Here is a 10147-nt window from a genome sequence, read left to right as displayed (position 1 = left end):
TGGACCTGCGGCCACTACACCTACCGCCTGAAAGACACCTCGCGCCGGCTCGACGACGGCAATTACCAGATGCTGAGCGCCGAACACGTGTTCAAGGACTATCAATTCAGCGTCGACCACCAGATTGCCTTGCCGGCCTGAACCGGTCCCTCCCCCGTTCGCAAAGGTTTCCATGCCACGCCCCATCCTTGAAGAATCCCGCATCCATCCCGCCATCCGCGCCAAGGTGGCCAGCCACCAGCAGGGCATCGTTCAGGAGGTCATGGCCGCGGTGCAGGCCAACGATGTGGTCGTGGTGGGCATGGCGATGAATCCGTTCCCGAAAAAAGCGCGTGCGATGCTGGACGAGGCCCGACAGCCCTACAAATACCTGGAATACGGGAACTACCTCAATACCTGGCGCGAACGCAACGCACTCAAGCTGTGGACCGGCTGGCCCACGTTTCCGATGGTGTTCGTCAAGGGCATGCTGGTGGGTGGCGCCAACGACCTCAAGGCGCTCATTGCCAGTGGCGAGATGAAGACGATGCTGGCGGGCCCGAGGACAGGCGCCTGAGGCACATGCACGAACCCGCGCAAGGTCCGATCGGTCTTTTTTTCATAGCGCATTACGACCATTCCACGCTGGGATGATGCCGAAAAGTCTCTGAAAATTCCAGAAAACCGGCCAGACGGGCACCGCAGCCGCGGCGGACCCATCCACCCCCACACCATGAGCCCCAAGCAGAACCGTCCCGGCAAGCCCGCAGCCGCTGCCGCCCCTTCGCCCACAAGCAGCTCAGGGGCTCCCCCGACCCCGCCCAAGCCCCGCGCGATACGCCGCCTCTGGCTGGCGGCGGGCCTGATCGTGGCATTGCTGGCCGCCGCCGCTGGCCTGTATGTCCTGGTCGCCCCGAACCCCGCACCGACACCCGTCGCCGCCCCATCCGCGGTGCAACCCGCACCTGCCGCCGCGAACTTTGTCGGCGCGGCCGCCTGCAAGAGCTGCCATGAGAAGGAGTACCAGGCCTGGCACGGCTCGCACCACCGGCAATCGATGCAGGAGGCCACGGCCGACACGGTGCTGGGCGACTTCAACAACGCCCGGCTGCGGCACTTCAACGTCGAATCCACCTTCTTCCAGCGCGACGGCAAATTCATGGTCCGCACCGACGGGCCCGACGGCAAGCTGACGGACTACGAGATCGCCCGCACGTTTGGCGTCTGGCCGCTGCAGCAGTACCTGATCGCCTTCCCTGGCGGGCGCTACCAGATGCTGGGCATCGCCTGGGACGCGCGCACGAAGGCCGAAGGCGGGCAGCGCTGGTTCCATCTCACCCCCGACGAGAAGATGGATCACAAGGATCCGCTGCACTGGACCGGCCGTTACCAGAACTGGAACCTGCAGTGTGCCGCCTGCCATTCGACGCACCTCAAGAAAGGCTACGACGCGGCCAGCGACAGCTACAAGACGACGTTCAGCGAGATCAACGTCGCCTGCGAGGCCTGTCACGGCCCGGCTTCGCGCCACACCGACTGGGCGAAGCAGGCCCGTGCCCCTTATGCTCCCGGCGCCGACAAGGGCCTGGTGGTGCTGAAGTCGCGCTGGAAGGAGGCCTGGTCGTTTGCGACGCCCGGCGCCCCGTCCGCGCAGCGCGACCGCCCCGCCGACGAAGCCGCCGCCAACACCTGCGCGGCCTGCCACGCGCGCCGCTCGACGCTGGTAGAGCACGGCGCCACCGGCGCGCCCCTGCTGGACACCCATCGCCCGGCCCTGCTGACCCCGCCCACGTATTTCGCCGACGGGCAGCAGCGCGACGAAGTCTTCGTCTGGAACTCGTACCTGCAGACGCGCATGCACCAGAAGGGCGTGACCTGCATGGACTGCCACGACGCGCATTCACTCAAGCTGCAGATCGACGGCAACACGCTGTGCGCACGCTGCCACAACGCGGCCGTTTTTGACGCGCCCAAGCACCACGGGCACAAAGCCGGCAGCAAGGGCGCCCAGTGCGTCGAATGCCACATGCCGGAGCGCAACTACATGGTGGTCGATGCCCGGCGCGACCACGCCATCCGCGTGCCACGCCCCGACCTGAGCGACAAGCTGGGCACGCCCGACGCCTGCACCCGCTGCCACGCCGACCGCAAGCCTCAATGGGCCGCAGCGGCCATGGACGGGTGGTACGGCACCGGCTGGCGTGCACGGCCACAGACCGGCAGCACCCTGCACGCCGGCGCGACCCAGGGCGTGTCCGCCCTGCCATCGCTCATGGCGCTGGCGGAAGATCCCGCCCTGGCGCCGATCGTACGGGCGACCGCGCTGACGCTGGCACAACCCCACCTGCAGGCGCAGGCGTTGCCAGCGCTGCGCAAGCTGCTGACCCACACCGACCCCCTGCTTCGCGCATCGGCGACCGGCTCGCTCGAGCCCTTCGACGCGCCGACGCGCGTGGGCGCCGCCGCGCCACTGCTGGCAGACCCCGTTCGCGGCGTGCGCGTGGAGGCCGCCCGGGTGCTGGCTGACGTCCCGGACGAGCAGATCCCGATGGAATGGCGCAGCGCGCGGGCGAAGGCACTCCAGGAATACGTGGACTCGCTGACCGAGGATGCGGACTGGCCGTCGTCCAACATCAACCTGGGCAACCTGCGCTTGCGCCAGGGTCGGGTGGACGAGGCGATCACTGCCTTTCAGCGGGCCGTGTTGCTCGACGCCCAGCTTCCCGCAGCCTACCTGAACCTGGCCGACGCCTACCGGCAGGCCCGGCGCGACGCCGACGGCGAAAAGACCCTGCGCGAAGCCATCGCCCGGATGCCGCGCAACGCCGATCTCCACCATGCGCTGGGCCTGCTGCTGGTGCGCAAGGGCGACAAGCCCGTCGCCCTGCAGTCCTTCGCGCAGGCGTCGCGGCTGGCGCCCGACAACGCGCGCTATGCCTACGTGCAGGCGATCGCCCTGAACAGCCTCGGCAAACGGGCCGAAGCGCTGGCCCTTTTGCGCGCGACGCAGGCCCGCCATCCCGACGACCTGGATACGCTGAACGCCCTGGTGTCAATCCAGGCCGAGGCCGGCGATGCCAGGGGCGCGCTGGTCTACGCGGAAAAGATGGCGGTGCTGATGCCCGACGATCCGTCGGTGCGACGCCTTCTGGCCGATCTGAAGGCGCGCGCCGCACGCTGAAAGTGGCCCTACGGGGCCACGGTTGAGGCAAAATGACAAGGTGCTTGGCCGACCAGGCCCGTGGTCGGCAAAAAGGCCGATACCTGTCACTTCAAGGTCGTTCACACCATGTCACACAAACTGCTCGTTCTGCCTGACGACACCGCCACGCCGCTGATCGACGCGATTGCCGGCGCGAAGAAGTCGCTCAACATCCGGATGTTCCTGTTCACCGATCCGACCCTGATCGACACGGTGATCGCCGCGCACCAGCGCGGCGTCAAGGTGCGCGTCATGCTCAACCCGGCGCGGCGCAGCGGCGAATCGGAGAACGAGGAGGCCCGCCAAAAATTCGTTGACGCCGGCATCGAGGTGCGCGACAGCAACCCGGCCTTCGCGCTGACGCACCAGAAGTCCATGGTGGTCGACAATGAAACCGGATATGTCGAATCCCTGAACTGGGAGCCACGCGACCTGACCCTGACCCGCGACTACGCCATCGTGACCGGCCATCGCCATGAAGTGGACGAGATGGTCGCCTGCTTCGACGCCGACTGGGAGCACCAGGAGTTCAAGCCGCACCCCGACTCCACCCTGATCTGGTGCCCGAACAACGGCCGCCAGCGCGTGGCCGCCTTCATCGATGAGGCCAAGCACACGCTGTGGCTGCAGAACGAGCGATACCAGGATCAGGTCATCATCGAGCGGCTGGTGCGCGCGGCGGGCCGGGGCGTCAAGATCCACATCCTGACCAAGAAGCCGCACTCGCTCAAGGCCGACAAGCTGATCGAAGGCGTCGGCGGCCTGCGCATCCTGCAGGACGTGGGCGCCAAGGTCCATGCGCTCAAGGGTCTGAAGCTGCACGGCAAGATGCTGCTGGCCGATGGCAAGCGCGCCATCATCGGATCGATCAACCTCGCGCCAGGCAGCTTCGACGCCCGGCGCGAGCTGGCCATCGTCACCGAAGACCCGGCCGTGATCCGGCGCCTGCAGGAAACCGTCGAAAAAGACTGGGCCAACTCCAAGCTGCTGGACCTGAGCGACGAGGCCCTGCTGGCCGACCTGAAGAAGCGCGACCTCGATCCGCACCAGCTGGCGCTGGAGGAAGACATCGACCACTGGGGCTACCACCACAACGGCCACCACGAGAAAGACAAATCCGAGGCCAAAGGCCACGACAAGCACGGCGAGCCGGGCCACAAGCACCATCACGACAAAGCTTGAGGCCGGCCCGCGAAACGCATTCGATCAACCCATCATCCCCTGCCACTCCGGAGAACCCTGCCATGTTGAACCGCCTCTATGCCCGCCTCAGCGCCGCCGCGCTCGTGCTCGTCCTTGCCGCCTGCGCTGCGCCTGCGCCCCCCGCGCCCGTTGAAGTGCGCCGCGGCGTGATCGAGCAGATCACGCCCACCCAGATCGCCAGCAACCAGCACGCCGGTGTCGGCGCGGTGCTCGGCGGCTTGGCCGGCGTGGGTCTGGGCAGCCTGATCGGCGCCGGCACCGGGCGCGACGTGGCCATGGTGGCCGGCGCCATCGGTGGCGCCATGGTGGGCAACGAGGTCCAGAAGAAGAACGACCAGCCGATCCCCGCGCAGCAGATCATCGTGCGCACCAGCTCCGGCGTGCTGGTGGCGATCACCCAGCCTTTGGGGCAGCCGCTGTTCGTTGGCCAGCGGGTCTACATCCAGGGCAACGGCGAAAGCGCCGTGGTCACGCCACAGTAAGGGCTTTGCCGCGCCGCATCGGCGGGTTCAGGGTGGAGCCGGCTGGCTGTGCCACCACAGCCGGCATTCCTGGCACAAACCGCCGGCAAAACGAGCCTGCAGCACGCCGTCGAGCACCATGCGCGGCAGCGGCGAGCCCGGCTCGCGCGGCGGCAGGTGCGTGCCGGCGGACCGCGCCCAGATGGCGAACAGCTCCTCCGACGCCACCTGGTAGCTCACGTGCCAGTGCGCCACGCCGCCGCCCGGGGTGTCGGCCAGCACCTCGTAGCGCAGCTGCACGTCTTCCTGCAGCTTCACCCGCTGCCAGTAGTCGGCCAGCTGGGCATGGCCGCGCTGCACCGCGAACGGGGTGTTGTGGTACGCGCCATCCTCGGCAAAGAGCGCACAGAACAGCCGCTCGTCGCGCCCTTCCCAGGCGGTCTTGTAGCCTTGCATGAATTGTTCGATGTTCATCGCTTGTCTCCTTACTCCTCCAGCAGGCGCACCTTCACGCTCTTGCCTTTGATGCGTCCCGCGTTCAGCCGGCTGGCGGCCTGCGCGGCAATCGCGCGGTCCACCGCGACATAGGTGGACCATTCGTTGACGTTGATCTTGCCCACCTGTTCGCGGGTGTAGCCCAGGTCGGCGGTCAGCGCGCCCAGCACGTCGCCGGGACGGATTTTCTCCTTGCGCCCGCCCTGGATGTGCAGCGTGACCATCGGTGGCACCAGCGGGCCGCTGCCGGTGGGCGTCAGCTCGTCGAGCTTGTGCCACTCGGATTCGCGGCCCTGCAGCTGCTCGATCCTTCCGACATAACCCATCTCCTTCATGCTGGCCAGGTTCAGCACCAGCCCCGTCTCGCCGGCCCGCCCGGTGCGGCCAATGCGGTGGACGTGGACTTCGGTGTCGGGTGTCACGTCCACGTTGATGACCGCGGCCAGGCTGGCGATGTCCAGGCCGCGCGCGGCCACGTCGGTGGCCACCAGCACCGAGCAGCTGCGGTTGGCAAACTGCACCAGCACCTGGTCGCGTTCACGCTGCTCCAGCTCGCCGAACAGCGCCAGCGCGCTGAAGCCCTGCGCCTTGAGCACTTCGGCCAGGTCGCGGCACTGCGCCTTGGTGTTGCAGAAGGCCAGCGTGCTGGCCGGGCGGAAGTGGTTCAGCAGCAGGCTGACGGCGTGCAGGCGCTCGCTGTCTTTCACCTCGTACCAGCGCTGCTCGATCTGGCCCCCGGCGTGCTGGGCATCGACCTTGACGGTCAGCGGCTCGCGCATGAACTGGTTCGCCAGCTTGGCGATGCCCTCGGGGTAGGTGGCCGAGAACAGCAGCGTCTGGCGCTCTCTCGGGCACTGGCGCGCCACAGTGACGATGTCTTCGAAGAAACCCATGTCGAGCATGCGGTCGGCCTCGTCGAGCACCAGGGTGGCCAGCGCATCGAGCTTGAGGCTTTCCCGCGCCAGGTGGTCCATGACGCGCCCCGGGGTGCCGACGACGATGTGCGCGCCGTGCTCCAGCGTGGCCAGCTGCCCGCGCAGCGGCACGCCGCCGCACAGGGTGACGAGCTTGATGTTGTCGTCTGCCCGGGCCAGGCGGCGGATCTCGGTGCTGACCTGGTCGGCCAGCTCGCGCGTCGGGCACAGCACCAGCGCCTGGACGGCAAAACGGCGCGGGTTCAGGCTGGACAGCAGCGTGAGCGCAAACGCCGCCGTCTTGCCGCTGCCGGTCTTGGCCTGAGCGATGAGGTCCTTGCCGAGCAGGGCGGCGGGCAGGCTGGCGGCCTGGATCGGGGTCATCGTGAGGTAGCCGAGCTGCTGCAGGTTGGCCAGCATGGCGGGCGAGAGCGGCAGGCGGGCGAAGTCGGCGGCGGCAGCGGTGGGGGAAGCGGAGGTCATCCCTGATTATCGGCGCCGGGAAGCGGTAGGCCGGCGCAACGCTTGGGCCTCCGCTTTCCGTCGCGGCGAAGGCAGCTTCATTTTCAATAGCACAAAGTGACCCATCGACGCTGGGATTGGCCTTATTTTGTTCAGTTTCTCGCCCCACCCACCTCTGGACGCTGCCACGGGCCCGTCATCGGCCCGGTGGACAATGGCGCCATGCCCATCCTGCCCCCCTTCATCGCCCCCATGCGCTTCACCGACCCTGCGGCCGCGCTGGCCCAGGTCCAGTCCATCTACCAGGCCAGCCTGGCCCACCTCCGCGAGGCCATGCGCTGCTTCGTGGCCGGCGAGCCGCTGCCCGGGCAGGCCGACGCCCACACCCTGCCCCGCATCCGCGCCTGCTACCCGTTCGTGCGCGTGCAGACCGGCTCGGTGGCGCATGCAGACTCGCGGCTGAGCTACGGATTCGTGGCCGGCACCGGCCGCTTCGAGACCACGCTGACCCGACCCGACCTGTACGCCGGCTACTACCTGGAACAGTTCCGCCTGCTGCTGGCCAACCACCCGGTGGCGCTGGAGGTGGGCACCAGCACGCAGCCGATTCCGGTGCACTTCAGCTTTGCCGAGAACGACCACCTCGAAGGCTCGATGAGCGCCGCGCGCCGCCAGCTCATGCGCGACGTGTTCGATCTGCCGGACCTCGCCGCGATGGACGACGGCATCGCCAACGGCACGCACTCGCCACACCCCGGCGAGGCGCTGCCCCTGAGCCTGTTCACCGCGCCGCGCGTGGACTATTCGCTGCAGCGCCTGCGCCACTACACCGGCACCGCGCCCGAATGGTTCCAGAACTTCGTGCTGTTCACGAACTACCAGTTCTACATGGACGAGTTCATCGCCATGGGCCACGCCGCCATGGCCGACCCGGCCAGCGAATACATCGCCTTTGTCGAACCGGGCAACGTGGTGACGCGCCGGGTGGGTCTGCCAGCGCAGACCATTGACGCGCTGGGTGAAGTTCCGACGCCGGGCCGCCCCAAGGCGGAACACGACCCCCTCGGGGGGCAGGGAGCACACGAAGTGAGCGACCGTGGGGGCAACACACCACCGCCGCGCCTGCCGCAAATGCCCGGCTACCACCTCATGCGCGCCGACCGCACCGGCATCACCATGGTCAACATCGGCGTGGGGCCGGCCAACGCCAAGACCATCACCGACCACATTGCCGTGCTGCGCCCGCACGCCTGGATCATGCTGGGCCACTGCGCCGGCCTGCGCAACAGCCAGCAGCTCGGCGACTACGTGCTGGCCCACGGCTATGTGCGCGAAGACCATGTGCTCGACGAGGAACTGCCGCTGTGGGTGCCGATTCCGGCGCTGGCCGAGATCCAGGTGGCGCTGGAGTCGGCCGTGGCCGAGGTCACGCAGCTCAAGGGGCATGAGCTCAAACGCGTGCTGCGCACCGGCACCGTGGCCAGCACCGACAACCGCAACTGGGAGCTGCTGCCCGACAACAGCCCGCAGCGCCGCTTCAGCCAGAGCCGGGCGATTGCGCTGGACATGGAAAGCGCCACGATCGCCGCCAACGGTTTTCGCTTTCGGGTGCCCTACGGCACCCTGCTGTGCGTGAGCGACAAGCCGCTGCACGGCGAGATCAAGCTGCCCGGCATGGCCAACCACTTCTACCGCGAGCGCGTCAACCAGCACCTGCTGATCGGCCTGCGCACCATCGAGCGCCTGCGCGAAGCGGGGCTGGACCAGCTGCACAGCCGCAAGCTGCGCAGCTTTGCGGAGGTGGCGTTCCAGTAGCCGACGGGCCGGTTGGCAACTGCCCCGGCCTTTACCCAAATTTGCCGGACTGTGGCAAAGCGTACAGATGGCCGAGCCCGGGCCGGGCAAAATGGGCCCTCATCGCGGGTGCCCCGGCGCGCCTGCGCAAAGCCCTTCCATGACACCGACCCCGCATCACCGACTGCTCCTTCGTTTCACCCCCCGAGCCACCGCCCCCTGGCTGATGGCGGCGTCGCTGGCGCTGGGCGGATGCGCCTCGCTGACCTCGCCGGACGCTGCGCCCCCCGCCGCGGCCGTGCCCACGGCCTGGTCCTCCGATGCGCGGCCGGCAGCCCCCGTTCAGACCCCCACCGATCTGGTGCAATGGTGGCAGCGCTTCAACGACCCGCTGCTCAGCGCCCTGGTGACCCAGGCCCTGCAGGCCAACACCGATGTGCTCAGTGCCCAGGCCGCATTGCGCCAGGCCCGCGCCCAGCGGGAGGCCAGCGCCGCCAACCTGTATCCCACCCTGGGCGCCAGCGCCGGCGGGCAGCGCAACACCACCGGCGGCAACCTCGCCAGCAACAGCTACAGCACCAGCCTGGACGCGAGCTGGGAACCGGACGTGTTCGGTGCCACCCGCAGCGGCGTGAAGGCGGCGGACGCTGAGGTGCGCGCCGCCACCGCGAGCCTGGCCAGCGTGCAGGTGTCCATGGCAGCCGAGGTGGCCGTGACCTACATCGAGGCGCGCAGCCTGCAGGCCCGGCTGGCGATTGCGCGCAGCAACCTGGACAGCCTGAACGAGACGCTGCAGATCACGCGCTGGCGCGTGCAGGCCGGCCTGACCACCTCGCTGGACGTCGAGCAGGCCGTGGCCGCCAGCGAGCAGACCCAGGCGGCCATCATCGCGCTGGAGATCAGCCTGACCCAGACCCTGCATGCGCTGGCCGTGCTGACGGGCCAGGCGCCGGGTGCACTGAAGGCCAGCCTCGCCACGCCCGTGCCGGTGCCCCAGCCCGGCGGGGCGCTGGCGCTGGCGCTCCCCGCGGAGACCCTGCGCCAACGCCCCGACGTGCGCGCGGCTGAAGAATCCATCAACGCGGCCCTGTCGCGCGTGGCGCAAGCCGACGCCGCGCGCTACCCCAGCTTCAAGATCAGCGGCGCGCTGGGCCTGCGCGCCATGACACTGGGCGGCCTGACCAACGGCGCCTCGGCCGTCAATGCGCTGATCGGCAGCGTGTCGGTGCCGCTGTTCGACGGCGGCGCGATCCAGGCCCAGGTGCGCTCGCAGGAAGCCAGCCTGGAACAGGCGCGCGTGAGCTACCAGGCCACCGTGCTGACGGCGCTGAAGGACGTCGAGGACGCGCTGGCCTCGCTGCAAGGCAACCGCGAGCGACTGGCGCGGCTGCAGGCCGCCACCGACGCGGCCGCCAACGCCGAACTGCTGGCCCGCCAGCGCTACGGCAGCGGCCTGATCGACTTCCGCACGGTGCTGGAAACCAAGCGCACCCTGCTCAACACCCAGGACGGCGTGGAGAGCACCCGCGCCAGCCTCAGCGCCGACCATGTGCGCCTGTACAAGGCCCTGGGCGGCGGCTGGACGCCCAGCGATACCGTCACACCTTGAACGGCACGCCCCACCGGATTGAAGCCTC

At 68.6% G+C, this 10147-nt stretch carries 8 protein-coding genes and 1 pseudogene; 7 read left to right on the top strand and 2 right to left on the bottom strand.

Annotation, left to right across the window (positions count from 1 at the left end; genetic code table 11):
* From ACMUOY_RS17780 to ACMUOY_RS17760, 5 genes and pseudogenes are all read left to right on the top strand, one after another.
* A pseudogene (locus ACMUOY_RS17780) lies at positions 1-141 on the top strand (nitronate monooxygenase); the annotation flags it as partial.
* Between the two features lie 31 nt (positions 142-172).
* Positions 173-556 (top strand): glutaredoxin domain-containing protein, encoded by a 384-nt coding sequence (locus ACMUOY_RS17775; protein WP_413894076.1) that lies wholly within the window; start codon positions 173-175, stop codon positions 554-556.
* A 156-nt stretch (positions 557-712) separates the two neighbouring features.
* Positions 713-3160 carry a tetratricopeptide repeat protein gene (locus tag ACMUOY_RS17770; protein ID WP_413894075.1) on the top strand — a complete coding sequence of 816 codons (2448 nt, stop codon included), beginning with the start codon at positions 713-715 and terminating at the stop codon, positions 3158-3160.
* Between the two features lie 108 nt (positions 3161-3268).
* Complete coding sequence (locus tag ACMUOY_RS17765) at positions 3269-4363, top strand: phospholipase D-like domain-containing protein (RefSeq protein ID WP_413894074.1); 1095 nt, start codon at positions 3269-3271, stop codon at positions 4361-4363.
* Positions 4364-4425: 62 nt separating this feature from the next.
* Positions 4426-4866: a glycine zipper 2TM domain-containing protein gene (locus tag ACMUOY_RS17760; RefSeq protein ID WP_413894073.1), complete on the top strand. Its 441-nt coding sequence runs from the start codon at positions 4426-4428 to the stop codon at positions 4864-4866.
* A 27-nt stretch (positions 4867-4893) separates the two neighbouring features.
* Here ACMUOY_RS17760 and ACMUOY_RS17755 read toward each other — a convergent pair whose 3' ends face one another.
* A complete protein-coding gene (locus ACMUOY_RS17755; RefSeq protein ID WP_413894072.1) occupies positions 4894-5319 on the bottom strand; it encodes a nuclear transport factor 2 family protein in 426 nt (141 codons plus the stop codon).
* An 11-nt stretch (positions 5320-5330) separates the two neighbouring features.
* Complete coding sequence (gene dbpA / locus ACMUOY_RS17750; RefSeq protein ID WP_413894071.1) at positions 5331-6737, bottom strand: ATP-dependent RNA helicase DbpA; 1407 nt, start codon at positions 6735-6737, stop codon at positions 5331-5333.
* A 201-nt stretch (positions 6738-6938) separates the two neighbouring features.
* Here dbpA and ACMUOY_RS17745 point away from each other — a divergent pair, with 201 nt between their 5' ends.
* Both ACMUOY_RS17745 and ACMUOY_RS17740 read left to right on the top strand, forming a co-directional pair.
* The gene (locus ACMUOY_RS17745; RefSeq protein WP_413894070.1) at positions 6939-8531 is read left to right on the top strand and encodes an AMP nucleosidase; all 1593 of its coding nucleotides are present in this window, start codon (positions 6939-6941) and stop codon (positions 8529-8531) included.
* Positions 8532-8670: 139 nt separating this feature from the next.
* Positions 8671-10119 (top strand): efflux transporter outer membrane subunit, encoded by a 1449-nt coding sequence (locus ACMUOY_RS17740; protein WP_413894069.1) that lies wholly within the window; start codon positions 8671-8673, stop codon positions 10117-10119.
* Positions 10120-10147: the final 28 nt, after the last annotated feature.

Source organism: Candidatus Skiveiella danica, from assembly GCF_022705245.1.
Classification (GTDB): Bacteria; Pseudomonadota; Gammaproteobacteria; order Burkholderiales; family Burkholderiaceae_C; genus Skiveiella; species Skiveiella danica.
Note: the sequence above shows the minus strand (reverse complement) of the source record. Positions and strands in the feature narration are given on the sequence as shown.

Coding starts and splice junctions, on each gene's coding strand:
- dbpA (WP_413894071.1), bottom strand. CDS start 6,737: ATGACCTCCGCTTCCCCCACCGCTGCCGCCGCCGACTTCGCCCGCCTG.
- ACMUOY_RS17745 (WP_413894070.1), top strand. CDS start 6,939: ATGCCCATCCTGCCCCCCTTCATCGCCCCCATGCGCTTCACCGACCCT.
- ACMUOY_RS17740 (WP_413894069.1), top strand. CDS start 8,671: ATGACACCGACCCCGCATCACCGACTGCTCCTTCGTTTCACCCCCCGA.
- ACMUOY_RS17765 (WP_413894074.1), top strand. CDS start 3,269: ATGTCACACAAACTGCTCGTTCTGCCTGACGACACCGCCACGCCGCTG.
- ACMUOY_RS17770 (WP_413894075.1), top strand. CDS start 713: ATGAGCCCCAAGCAGAACCGTCCCGGCAAGCCCGCAGCCGCTGCCGCC.
- ACMUOY_RS17760 (WP_413894073.1), top strand. CDS start 4,426: ATGTTGAACCGCCTCTATGCCCGCCTCAGCGCCGCCGCGCTCGTGCTC.
- ACMUOY_RS17755 (WP_413894072.1), bottom strand. CDS start 5,319: ATGAACATCGAACAATTCATGCAAGGCTACAAGACCGCCTGGGAAGGG.
- ACMUOY_RS17775 (WP_413894076.1), top strand. CDS start 173: ATGCCACGCCCCATCCTTGAAGAATCCCGCATCCATCCCGCCATCCGC.